Annotated in this window: 16 protein-coding genes and 1 pseudogene; 4 read left to right on the top strand and 13 right to left on the bottom strand. The window is 71.6% G+C overall.

The genetic code is table 11. From position 1 onward, the window contains the following. Positions 1-150 precede the first annotated feature (150 nt). From ARTHRO9V_RS03015 to ARTHRO9V_RS02985, 7 genes and pseudogenes are all read right to left on the bottom strand, one after another. Positions 151-1,497 carry an MFS transporter gene (locus ARTHRO9V_RS03015; protein ID WP_056046434.1) on the bottom strand — a complete coding sequence of 449 codons (1,347 nt, stop codon included), beginning with the start codon at positions 1,495-1,497 and terminating at the stop codon, positions 151-153. Between the two features lie 236 nt (positions 1,498-1,733). Next, positions 1,734-2,354: pseudogene (ribA, locus tag ARTHRO9V_RS03010) on the bottom strand (GTP cyclohydrolase II); the annotation flags it as partial. Positions 2,355-2,371: 17 nt separating this feature from the next. Beyond that, positions 2,372-3,373: a bifunctional diaminohydroxyphosphoribosylaminopyrimidine deaminase/5-amino-6-(5-phosphoribosylamino)uracil reductase RibD gene (gene ribD / locus ARTHRO9V_RS03005; RefSeq protein WP_159825525.1), complete on the bottom strand. Its 1,002-nt coding sequence runs from the start codon at positions 3,371-3,373 to the stop codon at positions 2,372-2,374. Between the two features lie 38 nt (positions 3,374-3,411). Beyond that, complete coding sequence (locus ARTHRO9V_RS03000) at positions 3,412-4,116, bottom strand: GNAT family N-acetyltransferase (RefSeq protein WP_159825440.1); 705 nt, start codon at positions 4,114-4,116, stop codon at positions 3,412-3,414. Between the two features lie 2 nt (positions 4,117-4,118). After that, a complete protein-coding gene (gene trpS, locus ARTHRO9V_RS02995) occupies positions 4,119-5,123 on the bottom strand; it encodes a tryptophan--tRNA ligase (RefSeq protein WP_123570468.1) in 1,005 nt (334 codons plus the stop codon). 48 nt (positions 5,124-5,171) lie between these two features. Continuing rightward, the gene (locus tag ARTHRO9V_RS02990; RefSeq protein WP_159825438.1) at positions 5,172-6,017 is read right to left on the bottom strand and encodes an exodeoxyribonuclease III; all 846 of its coding nucleotides are present in this window, start codon (positions 6,015-6,017) and stop codon (positions 5,172-5,174) included. Between the two features lie 10 nt (positions 6,018-6,027). After that, entirely contained in the window at positions 6,028-7,188 is a 1,161-nt protein-coding gene (locus ARTHRO9V_RS02985; protein ID WP_159825436.1) for a YihY/virulence factor BrkB family protein, read from the bottom strand. Positions 7,189-7,352: 164 nt separating this feature from the next. Between ARTHRO9V_RS02985 and ptsP the strand changes: the two genes are divergently transcribed. Continuing rightward, complete coding sequence (ptsP, locus tag ARTHRO9V_RS02980; RefSeq protein WP_082460298.1) at positions 7,353-9,002, top strand: phosphoenolpyruvate--protein phosphotransferase; 1,650 nt, start codon at positions 7,353-7,355, stop codon at positions 9,000-9,002. Positions 9,003-9,113: 111 nt separating this feature from the next. Here ptsP and ARTHRO9V_RS02975 read toward each other — a convergent pair whose 3' ends face one another. After that, entirely contained in the window at positions 9,114-9,857 is a 744-nt protein-coding gene (locus ARTHRO9V_RS02975; RefSeq protein WP_159825434.1) for a hypothetical protein, read from the bottom strand. A 189-nt stretch (positions 9,858-10,046) separates the two neighbouring features. On the opposite strand from ARTHRO9V_RS02975, the gene ARTHRO9V_RS02970 reads away from it, so the two are divergent. Both ARTHRO9V_RS02970 and ARTHRO9V_RS02965 read left to right on the top strand, forming a co-directional pair. After that, the gene (locus ARTHRO9V_RS02970) at positions 10,047-11,240 is read left to right on the top strand and encodes a DUF6177 family protein (protein WP_159825432.1); all 1,194 of its coding nucleotides are present in this window, start codon (positions 10,047-10,049) and stop codon (positions 11,238-11,240) included. Next, positions 11,240-11,587: a hypothetical protein gene (locus ARTHRO9V_RS02965; RefSeq protein WP_159825430.1), complete on the top strand. Its 348-nt coding sequence runs from the start codon at positions 11,240-11,242 to the stop codon at positions 11,585-11,587. The genes ARTHRO9V_RS02970 and ARTHRO9V_RS02965 overlap by 1 nt, the downstream gene beginning before the upstream one ends. Positions 11,588-11,688: 101 nt before the next feature. On the opposite strand, the gene ARTHRO9V_RS02960 is transcribed toward ARTHRO9V_RS02965, so the two are convergent. The 5 genes from ARTHRO9V_RS02960 to ARTHRO9V_RS02940 all read right to left on the bottom strand — a co-directional run bounded on the left by ARTHRO9V_RS02960 (position 11,689) and on the right by ARTHRO9V_RS02940 (position 16,459). After that, positions 11,689-12,444, bottom strand: a complete 756-nt coding sequence (locus ARTHRO9V_RS02960) for a succinate dehydrogenase iron-sulfur subunit (protein ID WP_056046419.1) — start codon at positions 12,442-12,444, stop codon at positions 11,689-11,691. A gap of 1 nt (position 12,445) precedes the next feature. Continuing rightward, on the bottom strand, positions 12,446-14,239 hold the full coding sequence (gene sdhA / locus ARTHRO9V_RS02955; protein WP_159825523.1) for a succinate dehydrogenase flavoprotein subunit: 1,794 nt from the start codon (positions 14,237-14,239) through the stop codon (positions 12,446-12,448). Beyond that, on the bottom strand, positions 14,224-14,673 hold the full coding sequence (gene sdhD, locus ARTHRO9V_RS02950; RefSeq protein WP_056046415.1) for a succinate dehydrogenase, hydrophobic membrane anchor protein: 450 nt from the start codon (positions 14,671-14,673) through the stop codon (positions 14,224-14,226). The genes sdhA and sdhD overlap by 16 nt, the downstream gene beginning before the upstream one ends. A 4-nt stretch (positions 14,674-14,677) precedes the next feature. Beyond that, positions 14,678-15,130, bottom strand: a complete 453-nt coding sequence (sdhC, locus tag ARTHRO9V_RS02945; RefSeq protein WP_082460414.1) for a succinate dehydrogenase, cytochrome b556 subunit — start codon at positions 15,128-15,130, stop codon at positions 14,678-14,680. A 186-nt stretch (positions 15,131-15,316) separates the two neighbouring features. Beyond that, positions 15,317-16,459, bottom strand: coding sequence for a glycosyltransferase family 1 protein (locus ARTHRO9V_RS02940; protein WP_159825428.1), 1,143 nt, complete (start codon positions 16,457-16,459; stop codon positions 15,317-15,319). A 96-nt stretch (positions 16,460-16,555) separates the two neighbouring features. Between ARTHRO9V_RS02940 and ARTHRO9V_RS02935 the strand changes: the two genes are divergently transcribed. After that, entirely contained in the window at positions 16,556-17,674 is a 1,119-nt protein-coding gene (locus tag ARTHRO9V_RS02935; protein WP_159825426.1) for a mannose-1-phosphate guanylyltransferase, read from the top strand. The last annotated feature ends 167 nt before the right edge of the window (positions 17,675-17,841 follow it).

Genomic DNA, 17,841 nt, shown 5'->3' with positions numbered 1-17,841 from the left:
GGCGTCGCGGGTGCGGCGGTCGGTGTCGCGGGCGGTGCCTCCGCCGACTACGACCGTACTTCGTCCCGGTGACATCCACCTGCGTCACGAGACCGGCCCGCGCCTCCGGTCAGGAGGCGCGGGCCGGGCGGCAGGGCACGTCGCGTCCGGTCAGCCGGCCGTGTCGTAGTCGACGTCGCGGGTCTCACGGCTGAGCACGAGCGCGATCAGGGTCAACACCGCCATCGAGGACAGGTAGAGACCCACGAGCCAGGTGCTGCCGCCCGCGGCCGTCCAGAGCGCCACGGCGATGAACGGGGCCACGGCGGCACCGAGGATGCTCGCGACGTTGTAGCTGATCGCCGAGCCGGTGTAGCGCACGCTCGTGGGGAACAGCTCGGGCAGCACGGCCCCCATCGGTCCGAAGGTCAGCCCCATGAGGACGAAGCCGATGATGAGCAACGCCTGAGCGCCGAGGGCCCCCGCGGCGAACAGCGGGGCGAACGTGAAGCCGAAGACGAGGATGCCCGCCGTCACGCAGATGAGCATCGCGCGGCGACCGTACTTCTCGGCCAGGGGCCCCGACACGAGGGTGAAGACGCCGAAGAACACCACGCCGAGGATCAGCATCCAGAGGAACTGCGTCCGGGGGATGCCCAGGCCGGCCGGGTCGCCCGCGGCGTCGGCCGTCCCGAAGGTCAGCGTGAACGTCGTCATCAGGTAGAAGAGCGTGTAGGTCGCCAGCATGATGAACGTGCCGAGCAGCAGGGGGCGCCAGCTCGACCGGAACACGCGGGCGAGCGGGAGGGTCGCGACGTTGCCCGAGTCGACGACCTTCTGGAACGCCGGCGTCTCGATCAGCTTGAACCGGACGTAGAGGCCGATGATCACCAGCACCGCGCTCGCCAGGAACGGCAGGCGCCATCCCCAGGCCATGAACTGCTCCTCGGTGAGGGTCGTGTTCAGCAGCACGAAGAGCAGGTTGGCGATGATGAAGCCGATGGGCGCACCCAGCTGGGGGAACGTGCCGTAGATCGCGCGGCGGTTCGCCGGCGCGTTCTCCGTCGCGAGCAACGCGGCACCGCTCCACTCGCCGCCGAGGCCCAGGCCCTGGCAGAAGCGCAGCACGACGAGGCAGGCCGGGCCGGCGACGGCCCAACCGGGCGTGGTGCCCGCCGGGATGCACCCGATCAGCACCGTGGCGATGCCCATCGTCAGCAGCGACGCCACGAGGGTGCCCTTGCGGCCGATGCGGTCGCCGAAGTGGCCGAAGACGATCGATCCGACGGGCCGGGCGATGAACGCGACGCCGAAGACCGCGAACGAGGCGAGGCGGGCCACGGCGGGGTCGTCGTTGGCGAAGAAGATGGTCGGGAAGACGAGCACCGCGGCGGTCGCGTAGACGTAGAAGTCGTAGAACTCGATCGAGGTGCCGATGAGGCTCGCGACGATGACGCGCGAACGCTTGTTGGTGGCGGGGACGGACGACGTCGACGGGTCGACGGTGGGGGCAGACACGGGGGCACTCCGAGGCAGGGGTCGAGGTCCCGGCGGACGTCGACGACCGGGCGCATGGTGCGGCGCAACGGGTCGGACGGAGGCGCGGTGCAGGGATCTGCGGATCGCTCGGCCGGGTGAGACGGTGGCCGCTCGTGACAGCCGTCGTCCATCGTACTCCGGCGTGTACCCCGGTGGGGACGCACGTCGGGGCCGCGGGAGCGGGGGCCGCCGCGGGAGCGGGGGCCGCCGCGGACTCAGTCGTCGGAGCCGAGGTGGCCGGGCAGCTCGTGGCCCATGCGGTCGCGCTTCGTGTCGAGGTAGCCCTCGTTGAAGGCACCGACGCCGACGACGAGGGGCACCAGTTCGGTGACCTCGATGCCGTGCTCGCCGAGCTGACGCCGCTTCTCGGGGTTGTTGCTCAGCAGCCTGACGCGGCCGAGCCCCAGGTCGCGCAGCACGTCGGCCGCCGCCCCGTAGTCTCGGGCGTCCGCCGGCAGCCCCAGGGCGAGGTTGGCGTCCAGGGTGTCGAGTCCGTCCTCTTGCAGGCGGTAGGCCCGGAGCTTGTCGACGAGGCCGATGCCCCGACCCTCGTGTCCGCGCAGGTAGACGACGGCCCCGCCGTGGTCCCGGATGGTGTCGAGCGCGGCGTCGAGCTGCGGGCCGCACTCGCACTTGAGGGAGCCGAACGCCTCGCCCGTGAGGCACTCCGAGTGGACGCGCACGAGGGCACCGTCCGCCGGGGGGAGGCCGGCCGGGTCGCTCGCGATGATCGCCACGTGGTCGGCGCCGGTGAGGGTGTCGCGGTAGGCCCTCATGCGGAACGTGCCGTGACGGGTGGGGACCGTGGTCTCGACCTCGAACGACACCTGGGACGATGCGGCGGGCGTGGTGGTCATGCGGGGCTCCTGGGGGTGTCGCGGGCGACGACCACCAGGTCGTCGCCGAGGGGGTGCGCATCGGTGACGCGCAGTCGTCGTTGCCCGTCGATGTGGTCCACACCGAGGTCGTCGAGGGCCGTCCGGGGGCCGCCGAGCAGCGTGGGCGCGAGGTACACGACGTAGTCGTCGACGAGCCCGAGCCGGACGAACGCGCTGGCCACGGTCGGTCCGCCCTCGACGAACACGCTGCGGACCCCGCGGGCGCCGAGGTCGTCGAGCACGGCCTCGAGGTCGTGCGTCCCCGTCTCGACGATGTCGCGGGGGTGCCGACGCAGGGCGGCGTCGGCCGGCACGGTGCGCGTGCCGACGACGACGGGCAGGGGCTGGTCGGGGAGCAGTTCTCCGCCGTCGCCGCGGGCGGTCAGGCTGGGGTCGTCCGCCAACACGGTGCCCGTGCCCACCAGGATCGCGTCGTGGGCCGCTCGCTGCTCGTGAACGTGCTGCCGTGACGCCGTCCCGGTGATCCAGCGGCTGCTACCGTCGGACGCCGCCGTGCGACCGTCCAGGCTGGACGCCCACTTGAGCGTCACGAACGGTCGGCCCGTCCGGGCCGTCACCAACCAGCGGCGAGCCATCTCGGTGGCCTCGTCGGTGAGCACGCCGTCGACCACCTCGACGCCGGCGCGGCGCAGCCGCTCGGCCCCGCCTCCGGAGGACGCGCCGGGGTCGGCGACGGCGTGGACGACGCGGGAGACGCCCGCCTCGATCAAGGCGACGCTGCACGGACCGGTGCGGCCCACGTGATCGCAGGGTTCGAGCGTGACGACGGCGGTCAGACCCCGCGCCTCGCCGGGGGAGAGGTGCGAGAGGGCGTCGACCTCGGCGTGTGGCGTGCCGGCGCCCCGGTGCCATCCCTCGGCCGCGACGCTGCCGTCGGGACGCAGGAGGACGCAACCGACCTGGGGGTTGACGCCGCGGGCCGGCCCACGTCGCGCGAGCGTGACGGCCCGGCGCATGGCGCGTTCGAGGACGTCGTGGTCGATCGGATCGATGCTCACTGTGCCTCCGGGACGGAACGGTCGCGCGCCGGGGCGTGCGCGGTGGGGGACGGGCGGGCGACGCCGTCGACGGCATCCGTGAGGGAGTCAACGCCGTCGGCCACGGGGTATTCCGCCGAGCCGCCGGGACGGACCCCGGGGCGCCCCAGGTCGGGCCAACCGGCTCGCGCCGACCGAGCGTCGCCCGGTCGTAGGCGGGCCTTCCAGCAGAGGGGGTGGCCTCCGTCACGGTCCGGGTGGAGCCCCGGACCGACGCCCTGGTAGGTGAACCCCGTCCGGCGGGCGACGGCCGCGGAGGCGTCGTTGCCCACGTAGCCCTCCCAGAAGAGTTCTCGAAGCCCTCCGGCGCCGAACGCCCAGTCGGCCACCAGGCCGAGCGCCTCGGTCATCATCCCCTGACCCCGCGAGGCGGGGGCCGTCCAGAAGCCGACGTCGGACGACCGGAGCCGAACGCTGACCACGCCCTCGAGCAGACCCGAACCCGGGCGGCGCAGCCCCCAGGTGAACTCGCGTCCCGTCGCCCACCCGTCGTCCACGATGCGCCGCAGGAAGAACTCGGCGTCGGGCCGTCCGTACGGCACGGGCACCGTGGTGAAACGCTGCAGCGTCTCGTCGCGGCAGGCGTCGACGATGGCCGGCACGTCGGCCGCGCTCGGCACCCGCAACTCGAGGGTCGGCGACGCGAGCACGAACGGCAGCACGATCAGGCCTTGCGGACGAAGCCGATGCGGTCGTACACGGTGTCGATCGTGACCTGGGCGATCTCGTTCGCCCGATCGGCGTTGACGGCGAGGATGCGGTCGAGCTCGGCCGGGTCGTCGAGGAGTTCGAGGGCTCGGGCCCGGACGGGCGCGAAGGTCTCGACGACGACCTCGGCCACGTCCTTCTTGAGGTCGCCGTAGCCGCGACCCGCGTAGCGCTCCTCGAGGTCGGCCACGCTGGAACCCGAGAACGACGACAGGATGGTGAGCAGGTTGGAGACCCCCGCTTTGGCGCCGCGGTCGAAGCGGATCTCGCGCTCGGCGTCGGTGACCGCCGACTTGATCTTCTTGGCGGTGCGGCTCGGTTCGTCGAGCATCCACACGACTCCGGCGTCGGTGGCCGCCGACTTGCTCATCTTCGACTCGGGTGACTGCAGGTCGTAGATGCGCGCGGATTCCTTCTGGATCGTCGCCTCGGGCACGACGAAGGTCTCGCCGAAACGGGAGTTGAACCGGGTGGCGAGGTCGCGGGTGAGCTCGACGTGCTGACGCTGGTCGTCTCCGACGGGAACCGTCTCGGCCTGGTAGAGCAGGATGTCGGCGGCCATCAGGGTCGGGTAGGCGAACAGGCCGAGCGAGGCCGCGTCGGACCCCTGCTTGGCCGCCTTGTCCTTGAACTGCGTCATGCGGCTGGCCTCACCGAAACCGGTCAGGGTGTTGAGCACCCAGGCCAACTGCGTGTGTGCCGGCACGTGCGACTGGATGAACAGGGTCGACTCCGCCGGGTCGATGCCCGCGGCGATGTACTGGGCGGCGGTGCCGCGGATCTGCGCGCGCAACGCGGCGGGGTCTTGGGGGACGGTGATGGCGTGCAGGTCGACCACGCAGAACAGGGCGTCGTGCGTCGCCTGCAACGACTTCCACTGCTGGAGGGCGCCGATGTAGTTGCCGACGTGGAGCGAATCGGCGGACGGCTGCATGCCGGAGAAGAGACGGGGCTTGGTCATGAGGTCCTCGGTCGGGGTGGTGCGAGAAGAGAAGGGGTGGGATGCGGGTCAGAGCCGGTAGTCGACGACGACCGGGGCGTGGTCCGACCAGCGCTGGTCGTAGGCGGCCGCCCGGTCGACCACGTAGTGCTCGACGGTCTCGGCCAGCGCCGGGGTGGCCAGCTGGTAGTCGATGCGCCAACCGGCGTCGTTGTCGAAGGCCTGACCTCGCCAGGACCACCACGAATAGGGCCCCTCGACCTCGCCGGCGAAGCGTCGACCCACGTCGACCCACCCGAGGCCTTCTCCGCCGGTGCCGTCGACGGTCACGACCTGCTCGCCCGCGGGCCCCAGGAACCGGTCGAAGTACGACCGTTCGCGCGGGAGGAAGCCGGCTCGCTTGACGTTGCCCTTCCAGTTCTTGATGTCGAGTTCGCGGTGGCCCACGTTGAGGTCGCCCGTCACCACCGAGAGCTCGTTGTGGGCGGCGAGCTCGGGGAGCCGCGCCGACATGGCGTCGAGGAACTTCCACTTCTCGTCCTGCTTGGGGGTGTCGACCTCGCCCGAGTGGACGTACGTGCTCACGACGGTCACGACGGTGCCGTCGATCTCGTAGTCGGCCTCGAGCCACCGCCCGGCACTGTCGAAGTCGTCGGGGCCGAGCTCGACGCGGTGGACGTGGGCCTTGCCCCGGCTGGCGATGGCCACACCGGCCCGCCCCTTGGCGGTGGCCGGGTCGTGCACGACGTTCCACGCGGGGCCGAGCAGGCCCTCGAGGTCGTCGGTCGAGGCGCGCACCTCTTGCAGCGTGAGGACGTCCACGTCGCGAGCCGAGAGCCAGTCGCCCATGCCCTTGCGGAAGGCGGCACGGACGCCGTTGACGTTGACGGTGGCGAGACGGAGGCGCGTGGACATGGGCTCCAGACTAGCGGCGGGCACCGTCACCGGGGTCGTCGGGAGACCCCGTGCCCGGGGCGTCGGACGGGTCACCCCGGCGGACGGCCCGCAGCGACCGCGAGAGCAGCCCGCGGGCGCCGTCCACCAGACGACCGCCCCGCGACCGGGCCCGCGCCTCCTGGGCTCGCCGTTCCTCCTCGAGGCGGCGGAGGCGGGCCGCCTCCTGATGCGGGTCGGCGAGCACGCCGAGGTCGTCCATGCCGACGGCGATCCAGCCGGCGCTGAGCAGCAGCACCTGGCACAGCAGGTTGATCACGATCAACAGCCCGACGACGGCCGCGAACGAGGCGACCAGGGGGTTCGACCCCGTGGCGCGGAGCACGACGCCGCCGACCACGGTCAGCGAGACGAACCCGGCCGCTCCGAGCATCGCCCCCGCGAGCAGTCGACGGAAGGGGATGTGCAGCCCGGCCAGCACGCGGAACAGGACGGCCAGCACCGCGGTCTCGAAGACGAACACGAGCACGATGCCGACCACGCGCAGGGTCGCCTCGCCCGCGATCGACCGGGTCGAGACGCCCACCCCGGACAACAGGCCCGAGACCGCCGTGGTGCTGAGCAGCGACAGCGTCGCCGACACGACGACCGCGGCTCCGAAGGCGAGGGCCAGGCCGAGGTCGCGCACGATCAGTCGGCCGAGCGGGGTGACCGGTTGCGGTGCCCGGAACACGATGCGCACGCAGTCGCGCATGCTGCCGAGCAGCGTGACGGACGACACCAGGAGACCGAGCAGGGCGACCGCGCCGGTCCAACCGAAGACCGACGCGTCGAGCAGCAACTCGGGGTCGACGACGCCCGTGTCGTCGACGTCCTGGATGAGCCCGGGGACGGCCGAGCGGATGAACACGATCAACTCGTCACGGAGCACCTGGTCGCCCGAGACGACGAACCCCGCGACCGAGAAGCCCACCCACAGGGCCGCGAACAGGGCGAAGAGCGCCTGGTAGGTCAACCCGGCGGCGAGCAGCGGCCCCTTCGCCGTGACATGCCGCGCCAGCACCCGCGTCGGCCGCGACCCCACGACGCGTGAGCCGGCCCGCCGGGCGCGTCCGGACGGGCGTCCCGCCGCGGAGGCGCGGGTCGCCTCGGCCGGGTCGGGCGTCGGTTCTCGGGTCCACGGCGCGCGCATGCGTCCAGGGTAGGGGTGGCCGGGCGACGCGGCCCGGCCACCTCGGTCGAGCCCGGGATCGGCTCTGACCGGACGTCCGGACGTTCCGTCTACGATGGACCGACCGTGGGCGTGCCCGGCGTCCTGCCGCACGTCCCCACCATCGAGACTCGAAGAGGTTCACCGTGGCACTACAGGGCGTTGGCGTCGGACGTGGAGTGGCCGTCGGCCCCGTCAAGAAGATGCCCGATCCGCTGCCCGAGCCGGGCACCGATCCCCGCACCGCCGACGCGGCTCTCGAGTACGACGCCGTGCTCACCGCCCTCTCCGCGGTCGCCGCCGACCTCACGGCCCGCGGCGAGAAGGCCGGCGGCGAGGCGAAGGACGTCCTCGACGCCCAGTCGCTCATGGCCCAGGACCCCACCCTCACCGACGACGTGAAGGCCCGCATCGACGACGGTCGCACCGGTGAACGCGCCGTGCACGAGGCGTTCGCCGCCTTCCAGGACCTCCTGATCGGCATGGGGGGCTACATGGCCGAACGCGCGACGGACCTCGGCGACGTGGCGCAGCGCGTCATCGCCTCGCTGCGCGGCGTCCCGGCTCCCGGGGTGCCCGAGAGCGACACCCCGTTCGTGCTGGTCGCGCCCGACCTCGCCCCTGCCGACACCGCCCTGCTCGACCTCGACAAGGTGCTCGCCCTGGTCACGCGTGACGGCGGCCCCACGTCGCACACCGCCATCCTCGCCCGGTCCAAGTCGATCCCAGCGATCGTCGGGGTGACCGGTGCGCTCGACCTCGCCGATGGCACGATCGTCGTGGCCGACGCCGCGACCGGCGTCGTCACGGTCGACCCGTCCGCGGACGAGGTCGCCGACGCCGAGAAGCGCATCGCCGACCGCGCGGCCGCCGCCGCCGCGCCGCTCACCGAGGGTGCGCTGGCCGACGGCCACACCGTCCCGCTGCTCGCGAACCTGGGCGCGCCGGCCGAGGCGGCCGGGGCCATCGAACTGGGTGCCGAAGGCGTCGGACTGTTCCGCACCGAGTTCCTCTTCCTCGGCAATTCCACCGCGCCCACCGTCGAGAGCCAGACGGCGAGCTACACCGCCCTGCTCGAGGCCTTCCCGGGCAAGAAGGTCGTCGTGCGCGCCCTCGACGCGGGCGCCGACAAGCCGCTCAGCTTCCTGAACGACGCCCACGAGGAGAATCCCGCGCTCGGCCTGCGAGGCCTCCGCGCCCTGCGCGTCAAAGAAGACATCCTGCGCGACCAGCTCACCGCCTTGGCGCAGGCACAGGCGGCGACCACCGCCGACCTGTGGGTCATGGCGCCCATGGTCAGCGACGCCGAAGAGACCGAGTACTTCGTCGCCCTCGGCCGAGAACTCGGCCTGAAGACGGTCGGCGTGATGGCCGAGGTCCCCTCGCTCGCGGTGCTCGCGGACCAGATCTTCGCCAGCGCCGACTTCGTCAGCGTCGGAACGAACGACCTCACCCAGTACACGATGGCGGCCGATCGCATGCTCGGCTCCGTGGCCGCCTACCAGGACCCCTGGCACCCCGCCGTGCTGCGTCTGGTCAAATCGCTCGGTGACGCCGGTGCCGCAGCCGGCAAGCCGGTCGGCATCTGCGGCGAGGCCGCGGCCGACCCCCTGCTGGCGGTCGTGCTCGTCGGGCTGGGGGCGACCACGCTCTCGATGACGCCGGCCGCGTTGGCCGACGTGCGTCTCGAGCTCTCCCGGTACACCCTCGACCAGGCTCGCGAGCTCGCGGCCGCCGCCGTCGCGGCGACCACCGCCGCGGGCGCGCGACAGGCAGCCGAAGCCGTCACCGTCTGACGGCCGGGACGGCGTCGCCCCTCCCGGGGGCGGCGTCGTCCCTCGGCCGTCCGACTCCGACCTCGGGGTCGGACGGGCCTCAGGGTGTTCCGGCCTCAGGACGGTCCGGCTTCAACGTGCGCCGGCCTCGGCGCGACGTTCGTCGAGGTGGTCGGCCAGTTCGCCCCAGGCGACGACCACGTCGCGCAGGGCACCGGCCGTGCTCTCGTCGAGCACCGAGACGAGGCCGCGAGGATCGTCGACGAGGACGAGCGCACTCGATCTTGACAGCACCGCGTACGACGACGACCGGTCACCGACGGGTGCGTTCGTGCCCCGCAGTTCGAGGTGCAGGCGACCCGACGACCGCGTGAGACGCGCCCGCACCGGATCGCCGTCCGAGGCGAAGAACTCGGCCAGCGCCTCCCGGTCGTCCGAGAGGACGTCACGCTCCCACCCGTTCTCGGCGAGCCGAGAGTCGGCACCGGCCACCGACTGCCAGAGGACGACCGACCTCTCGGTCGGGGAGGCTCCCGCACGCAGGCCGAAGCGCGCCTCCAGGTTGTCCGCGACGGCGGAGGACACCGCCGCGCGGTCGACCGACGGCGGCGGATCGAGCCGGTCCACCACGACCGCGACGACGGCGTCCAGTTCGCGAGGCCAGGTCGACACCCGCGTCTCGTCGAGCAAGCGGTCGTGGTCGCCCGAGAGCAGGACCTTCTCGACGAGCTCGTCGAGGCGCGCGAGGGCCCGACCGAACTCCCGGTCGGCGGTGGGTCGCAGGGGCGGCCTCGTCCGGACGGCTGCCGCGAACGCTCGTCGGCGTTCTCGCTGGTCGAGGGGGCGTTCGCCGTTGCGGTACGGGCGTCGTCTCACGAGATCGCCCGGGGACCGGGCCGGCAGGGCCGTCGGTCGAGGCGTCGGACGTCGTTCATGGCAGGCCTCTCGAGGGTCGTTGGCGATGACGGGGACCAAGCCTAGGCCGCGTGGGCCGTCTCGGGCCGGGCTGGTCCGAGTCCGCCGTGCATCCGGTCACGGCCCTCCGCCACGGAGCAGAATCGACGGGTGGGCACCCCAATCCGACACCCGTTGGTCGACGCGATCTCGTCGCGCGCCGTCCGGGTCGACAGCAGGGCCCGCGTCGTCCGACTCAGTCGTCCGCTCGCGGACCTCCTCGGTCGACCCCCGACGAGTCGACGCGTCGTGCTCGTCACCAGCGAACGGTCGCGCCTCACCGTCGGCCTCCGGGCCGCCCTAGTCGCCGCCGGGGGCGTCTGGGCCGTGCACGACGACCAGGACCGTCTCCGGGACGGCCTCACGGGCCTGCCCTACGCCGACGTCGACGCCGCGGCCACCGAGCCCGACGCCTCGGTGCCCGCCGCGCCGTCCGCCGGGTGGCTGCCCCTCATCGCGGACGCCGTCGACACCACCTGCCAGCTCAGCGTCGACCTCACGGTGCTCCACAGGGCGTCCCACGACACGAGCCTGGGAGGCGCGGTCGAGACCCTGGGAGCGGCCGTCTCGGGCGCCGTCCCGACCCGATGGGGGGCGACCGAGCCCCTGGGCCACGCCTGGGACCGCTGGGTCCTCACCCAACACGCCCGTCACCAGGCTCCCGAGACCGTCCGGGTCGTCGTCGAGGGGCCGCACCTCTCGGCGACGATCACCGCACGGGTCACCGACCACGGCATCGAGGAGACCACGGCGTTGACGGTCGACGTGACCGAGGGGACGCTCGACGACGCCATCGCCCGGCTGACCGACGCTCTCGGCCACATCGCCGAGTCGTCCCTACCGACCTTCGCCCTCGTCATCGCCCGCGAGGGCGAGTCCGATCGGTGCGTCCGGGCCGTGACCTACCCCCCGCCGAACCCGGTCGCCCTCTTGATCGGCGCACCGTCCGTGCGTCGGCTCGGCCTCGAACGCTCCGCCCTCGACGCCGGACGTCCGGTCGTCGTGGTCGGCCGACCGCGCCTGCCCGCCTACGTCGTGCCGCTGGGTGACGAGGCCACGTCGGGCTGGAACGCCCTGCACCGCACGCTGGAGGCGGTCGGCCCCGAGAGGCTCGCCCAGCTCGTCGCCAGCCCTCTGCTCCAGGCGTGGGAGGAAGACCTGCACGAACTGGACCTGCTGCACGAGAGCACGGCCGAGGCCATGACCGAGGCCGATGCCGGGACGGGAACCCGGTCCGGCGACCAGGCCGGCATCGAGTCCCAGGCCGGAACCGAGCGTCCGCGTCCGGCCGAGGACGAGAGCTGATGCCCCGCGACATCACCATCCTGAGTCCGCACGTCTACGACCAGCTCGACCTCGCGACGGCTGCCCGCGCGGTCGACGGTTCGCTCGGCGTGCGCGAGATCGACGGCGGCGACGCCCTCCAGGTGTTCGGGGCGGGTGGGGTTCCGCTCCTCACCGTCTACCAGGCGGCCGAACTGACCGAGGCGGACGAGGTCCACCGTCTGCTGCCCGACCCGCCCTCGGTGCCCCTCCCGGTGTTCTGGATCGACGCCGTCGCCCCGATGGGCGACGAAGGCGAGACCGGGGTGTCGGTCGCGCTACGACTCGCCCTCGGCCTCGAGGCCGCCTGCATCGTCGAGGACGACTGACCAGGTCGTCGACGTGCGTCCTTGCACCGCCGCGACCCGTCGGACGAGAGAGGGCCCGACCACGTGGTGGTCGGGCCCTCTCTCGTGGCGGTGGCTCGGTGTCAGGCCCGTCCGCGCAAGACGGCCTGCTTGACCTCGGCGATGGCCTGCGTCACCTGGATGCCGCGCGGGCAGGCCTCGGTGCAGTTGAAGGTGGTGCGGCAGCGCCACACGCCTTCTTTGTCGTTCAGGATGTCGAGGCGCACCTGCGCACCCTCGTCGCGCGAGTCGAAGATGAAGCGGTGCGCGTTGACGATGGCGGCCGGACCGAAGTACTGGCCGTCGGTCCAGAACACCGGGCAGCTCGACGTGCAGGCGGCGCAGAGGATGCACTTGGTCGTGTCGTCGAAGCGTTCGCGCTGGGTGGCGCTCTGCAGGCGCTCCTTCTCGGGCTTGGACGAGGCCATGAGGAACGGCTGGATCTCGCGGTACGACTGGAAGAAGGGCTCCATGTCGACGACGAGGTCCTTCTCGAGGGGAAGGCCCTTGATCGCTTCGACGTAGATCGGCTGCGAGATGTCGAGGTCCTTGATCAGCGTCTTGCAGGCCAACCGGTTGCGACCGTTGATGCGCATCGCGTCGGAGCCGCAGACGCCGTGGGCGCACGAACGACGGAAGGTCAGCGATCCGTCCTGCTCCCACTTGATCTGGTGCAGGGCGTCGAGCACCCGGTCCGTCGGCAGCACCTGGACGTCGAAGTCCTGCCAGCGGGGCTCGTCGTCGACCTCGGGGTCGAACCGGCGGATGATCAGGGTCGCCGTGAACGTGGGGACGGCGTCGGCGCCCTGGGGCTTGTTCTCGAGGACAGCGGTGCTCATGTCAGTACTTCCGTTCCATCGGCTGGTAGTTCGTGATCACGACGGGTTTGGTGTCGAGGCGGATGTGGTCGCCGGCCAGGGACGAGTGGGCGTCGCCCGTCAGGTACGCCATGGTGTGGACGAGCCAGTTCTCGTCGTCGCGCGTGGGGTAGTCCTCGCGGAAGTGCCCCCCGCGGCTCTCCTGACGCGAACGAGCCGAGTAGACGACGACCTCGGCGAGGTCGAGCAGGAAGCCCAGCTCGATGGCCTCGAGCAGGTCGGTGTTGAAGCGCTTGCCCTTGTCCTGCACCGAGATGTTCTTGAACCGGTCGCGGAGGTCGGCGATCACGTGGGTGACCTCGTCGAGGGTCTCTTCGGTGCGGAACACCTGGGCGTTGCGGTCCATGCTGTCCTGCAGCTCCTTGCGCAGCGTCGCGATGCGCTCGGTGCCCGTGGCGTTGCGGACGTCCTCGACGAGACCGCGCACGAAGCCGGCCGGATCGTCGGGCAGCGGCACGAAGGGTGCGTCCTTCACGTACTCGACGGCGTTGTTGCCGGCGCGCTTGCCGAAGACGTTGATGTCGAGCAGCGAGTTCGTGCCGAGGCGGTTCGAGCCGTGCACGCTGACGCAGGCGCACTCGCCGGCGGCGTAGAGGCCCGGCACGACCGTCGTGTTGTCGCGGAGCACCTCGGCCTTGACGTTCGTCGGGATGCCACCCATGGCGTAGTGGGCGGTCGGCAGCACGGGGACGGGCTCGGTGTAGGGCTCGACGCCGAGGTAGGTGCGGGCGAACTCCGTGATGTCCGGCAGCTTGGCGTCGATCACGGCCGGGTCGAGGTGGGTGATGTCGAGGTAGACGTAGTCCTTGTGCGGTCCGGCCCCACGGCCTTCGCGGATCTCGGTCGCCATGCAGCGCGCGACGATGTCGCGGGGCGCCAGGTCCTTGATGGTGGGGGCGTAGCGCTCCATGAAGCGCTCGCCCTCGCTGTTGCGCAGGATCGCGCCCTCACCGCGGGCGGCCTCGCTCAGCAGGATGCCGAGCCCGGCGAGGCCGGTCGGGTGGAACTGGAAGAACTCCATGTCCTCGAGCGGCAGGCCCTTGCGCCAGATGATGCCCACGCCGTCGCCGGTCAGGGTGTGCGCGTTGGACGTCGTCTTGTAGATCTTGCCGAAGCCGCCGGTGGCGAAGATGACGGCCTTGCCCTGGAACACGTGCAGGTCGCCGGTCGAGAGCTCGTAGGCGATCACGCCGGCCGGGCGCTCTTCTCCGTCGATCTCTCCCATGATGAGGTCGAGGACGTAGAACTCGTTGAAGAAGTTGATGCCGTGCTTGACGCAGTTCTGGTAGAGCGTCTGGAGGATCATGTGACCCGTGCGGTCGGCCGCGTAGCAGGCTCGCCGGACGGGGTTCTTGCCGTGCTCGGCCGTGTGGCCGCCGAAGCGACGCTGGTCGATCTTGCCCTCGGGGGTGCGGTTGAACGGCAGCCCCATGTTCTCGAGGTCGAGGACGGCGTCGATCGCCTCTTTGGCGAGGATCTCGGCAGCGTCCTGGTCGACGAGGTAGTCGCCGCCCTTGACGGTGTCGAACGTGTGCCACTCCCAGTTGTCGTCCTCGACGTTGGCGAGGGCCGCGGCCATGCCGCCCTGGGCCGCACCGGTGTGCGAACGGGTCGGGTACAGCTTCGAGATCACCGCGGTGCTGGCGTTCGGGCCGGCCTCGATGGCCGCCCTCATGCCCGCACCCCCGGCCCCGACGATGACGATGTCGTGCTGGTGGTAGTGGACGGTGGGCCGGGTGGCTAGCCGGCGGTGCAGAACGACGGCAGCAGGTCGGCCGGGGCGTTCGCGGGGCACGGGTCGAACGTGTAGATCACGAGCGTGCCGAGGACGAGCAGGACGACGGTCGAGGTGACGAGCGTGACGAGCAGGACCTTGCGCACCGTCGGCTTCGAGACGTAGTCGTTGACGATCGTCCGCATGCCGTTCGTGCCGTGGATCAGCGCGAGCCAGAGGAGGAGGGTGTCGTAGACCTGCCAGAACGGGCTGGCCCACTTGCCGGCCACGAAGGCGAAGTCGATGGCCTTGACGCCGCCCTCGCTCGCGAGCAGGTTGATGAACAGGTGGCCGAACACGAGCACGACGAGCAGCAGGCCGCTGGCGCGCATGTAGATCCAGCCCCACTTCTCGTAGTTGGTGGAGCGCTGGGCCGCACGGGCCGAGCGCGGGGCTTCGACGGTCTGGGTGGTCATGGCTCTACTCCGAGAAGACGTTCATCAGGTGGCGCGGGGCGAAACCGGCGAACAGGACCACGGCGAGGCCGATGACGACCCAGAACATGACGCGCTGGTACTTGGTGCCGGGGCCCCAGAAGTCGATGAGGATGATCCGCAGGCCGTTCAGGGCGTGGAACAGGATCGCGGCGACGAGGCCGGTCTCGCCGAGCCCCATGATCGGGTTCTTGTAGGTGCCGATCACCGCGTTGTAGGCCTCGGGGCTGATCCGCACCAGGGCGGTGTCGAGGATGTGCACCAGCAGGAAGAAGTAGATGCTCACGCCGGTGATGCGGTGGAGGACCCACGACCACATGCCCTCACGGCCCCGGTAGAGGGTGCCGGCGATCTTCCCGGGCGCCTTGGGCGCACTGATCTTCGGTGCACCCGGTCTGCCTGCCGGTGATGCGACCGTTCGCGTCGACTGCTCGGCCATGAGCACTTCTCCTCGCGGATGGGGCGGACGACGCTCTCGCTCGATCGGTACGAGGGACAGCCGTGTCCGCTGGTGGCGTTCTCAGAACCTGTCCAGTCTATGTTCCCGCCGAGTGCGGACGCGGCCCCGCCCCTCCGAAGTCGTTCGACGTCGAGACAAGACGGACCCGTCGGCCCGGCCCCGCGATCAGCGGACGGAGGCGCGCTCAGCCCCGTCGCGGACGCTCGCCATCGCCCGTCGGTAGTGCTCGACGAGCTCGTCGCCGAGCGTCTCCCACGTGCGTCCGACGACCGCCCGCCTGCCGGCCTCGCCGAAGCGGGCCCGCAGCTCGTCCGAGGCGACCAGGGTGCGGACGCTCCGTCGGAGCGAGTGGTCGTGGCGGGGCTCGAAGAGGAACCCGTCGACCCCGTGCCGCACGAGGTCGAGGGGCCCGCCCGCGGCCGGGGCCACGACCGGCAGCCCGCTGGCGTGGGCCTCCTGGACGGTCTGACCGAAGGTCTCGGTCGAGCCGGTGTGCACGAACACGTCGAGCGCCGCATAGGCGTCCGCGAGGTGCTCGCCGTGCAGAGGGCCGGTGAACACCGGGTCGAGCTGTCGCAGGCGGCGGCGGAGGGCGGGCAGTGAGGGGCCGCCCCCGACGACCACGAGGCGGGCCTCCCGCAGGGGGCGCAGGGCGGCCAGCCGCTCGACCTGTTTCTCGGGGGCCAGCCGGCCCACGTAGCCGACGAGCACCTGGTCGGGTGCGCCCCAGGACTCCCGCAGGGCGCGCACCGCGTCGCCCGACTTGCGGTTCGGGTGGAACAGGGCCGAGTCGACTCCTCGCCCCCAGGTCGCGAGCCGGCCCACGCCGGCCGTCTCGAGGTCCCGCAAGGAGGCGCGCGAGGGGACCAGCGTCGTCGTGGCCTGGTCGTGGATCCGGCGCACGAGCCGCCAGGCGACGGCCGAGCCGAGCCCGAGGCCGTTGGTCCCCGCGTACCGGGCGACGTCGGTCTGGAAGACGGCGACCGAGGGCACGCCCAGGCGTGCCGCCGCGGCGATGGCCTGGGCGCCGAGCAGGAACGGCGAGGCGACGTGCACGACGTCGGGTCGGAACCCGGCGATGGCGGCCGCAACCTGCGGGTTCGGCAGGCCGACCGGGAACTGGCGGTAGGCCACGGACGGCACCCGGTGGACGGGGAAGCCGGCGTGGCTCGTGGTCCCGCGGCCGGCCGGGGCGATGACCATGGCCTCGTGTCCGCGTCGGGCCAGGTGGTCGAGCACGCGCAGCACGCTCGTGGTGACCCCGTTGACGGTGGGTAGGAAGCTCTCGGTCACGATCACGACTCGCATCGGTCCTCCTCGGACTGCTCGTGCTGCGAGCTTCGACGGCGACGGTGGCGCGAGGGGATCGGAGGCATGGAGGAAGGGCGTCGATAAGGTGAACTCATGACGATCCAGGAAAGCCTCGACCGGTTCTACAGCATCATCCCGGCGGGTGGCATCGGGTCCCGTCTCTGGCCGCTCAGCCGAGCCGACGCGCCCAAGTTCCTGCACGACCTCACCGGCAGCGGGTCGACCCTGCTGCGCGGCACCTGGGACCGCCTCGCCCCGCTCAACGGCGACCAACGCATCATGGTGGTCACCGGGCGGGCACACCGAGCCGCGGTCGAGTCGCAGCTTCCCGGCCTCGCCGACCACAACGTCGTCCTCGAGAGCGAGCCGAAGGACAGCACCGCGGCCATCGGCCTCGCCGCCGCCGTCCTCCGTCGTCGTGAGCCGGACGTCATCATCGGCTCGTTCGCCGCCGACCACGTCATCGCCGACACCCGCGGTTTCGGTCGGGCCGTCCGCGAGGCCATCGTCGCCGCCGATGAGGGCTACATCGCCACGATCGGCATCACCCCCACCGAACCCGCGATCGGGTTCGGCTACATCCATGTCGGCGCACCGCTCGACATCGAGGGCGCACCGAGCGCCCGCACGGTCGAGTCGTTCGTCGAGAAGCCCGACCTCGAGACGGCCGAGCGCTACGTCTCCGGCGGCGACTACCTCTGGAACGGCGGCATGTTCATCTCGCGGGCCGACCGGTTGCTCGAGCAGCTGGGCGAGACCCGTCCCGACCTGCTCGAGGGCATCGAAGAGCTCGCGGCGGCATGGGACACCCCGAGGCGCGGCGCCGTCGTCGACAAGGTGTGGCCCGGCCTCGAGAAGATCGCCATCGACTACACCGTGGCCGAACCCGCCGCCGCGGCGGGCCGGCTGGCCGTCGTGCCGGGCGACTTCGACTGGGACGACGTCGGCGACTTCGCGTCCATCGCCAAGCTGCACGCCGGCGGTCGCAAGAGCGACCTGGCCATCCTCGGCGAGAACGCCCGCGTGCTGGCCGACAGCTCGAGCGGCATCGTCGTCGGCAACAGCGGTCGACTGATCTCGCTGATCGGCGTCAACGACATCATCGTGGTCGACACCCCCGACGCCCTGCTCGTCACGACGACGGCGAACGCGCAACGCGTCAAGGGCGTCGTGGACGCCCTCAAGCTGAGCGGTCGCAGCGACGTCCTCTGACCCGCTCCGGGCCCGTGGACGTTTCGTGCTCGTTACGTCGTGGTCGCGACTGTGTAACGCCTCGGCATCACTACCACCCGTCGGTCGGAGGCGCTCGTCACAGTAGGTAACCTGTCAGCCATACCCACCCGGCGCGCCTCGTGCCGGGCTGCACCCTGGAGGACAAC

Origin of the sequence: Frigoribacterium sp. 9N, assembly GCF_902506305.1 — a bacterium.
Classification (GTDB): Bacteria; Actinomycetota; Actinomycetes; order Actinomycetales; family Microbacteriaceae; genus Frigoribacterium.
The sequence above is the reverse complement of the archived record's forward strand: the minus strand, read 5'-3'. Positions and strand labels throughout refer to the sequence as shown.

What these genes read in the sequence shown, in the direction of transcription:
- ARTHRO9V_RS02990 (WP_159825438.1), bottom strand. Translation starts at nt 6,017, where the DNA reads ATGTCCACGCGCCTCCGTCTCGCCACCGTCAACGTCAACGGCGTCCGT.
- sdhD (WP_056046415.1), bottom strand. Translation starts at nt 14,673, where the DNA reads ATGACCACCCAGACCGTCGAAGCCCCGCGCTCGGCCCGTGCGGCCCAG.
- ARTHRO9V_RS02935 (WP_159825426.1), top strand. Translation starts at nt 16,556, where the DNA reads ATGACGATCCAGGAAAGCCTCGACCGGTTCTACAGCATCATCCCGGCG.
- sdhC (WP_082460414.1), bottom strand. Translation starts at nt 15,130, where the DNA reads ATGGCCGAGCAGTCGACGCGAACGGTCGCATCACCGGCAGGCAGACCG.
- ARTHRO9V_RS02960 (WP_056046419.1), bottom strand. Translation starts at nt 12,444, where the DNA reads ATGAGCACCGCTGTCCTCGAGAACAAGCCCCAGGGCGCCGACGCCGTC.
- ribD (WP_159825525.1), bottom strand. Translation starts at nt 3,373, where the DNA reads ATGCGCCGGGCCGTCACGCTCGCGCGACGTGGGCCGGCCCGCGGCGTC.
- ARTHRO9V_RS02940 (WP_159825428.1), bottom strand. Translation starts at nt 16,459, where the DNA reads ATGCGAGTCGTGATCGTGACCGAGAGCTTCCTACCCACCGTCAACGGG.
- ARTHRO9V_RS02965 (WP_159825430.1), top strand. Translation starts at nt 11,240, where the DNA reads ATGCCCCGCGACATCACCATCCTGAGTCCGCACGTCTACGACCAGCTC.
- trpS (WP_123570468.1), bottom strand. Translation starts at nt 5,123, where the DNA reads ATGACCAAGCCCCGTCTCTTCTCCGGCATGCAGCCGTCCGCCGATTCG.
- ARTHRO9V_RS02985 (WP_159825436.1), bottom strand. Translation starts at nt 7,188, where the DNA reads ATGCGCGCGCCGTGGACCCGAGAACCGACGCCCGACCCGGCCGAGGCG.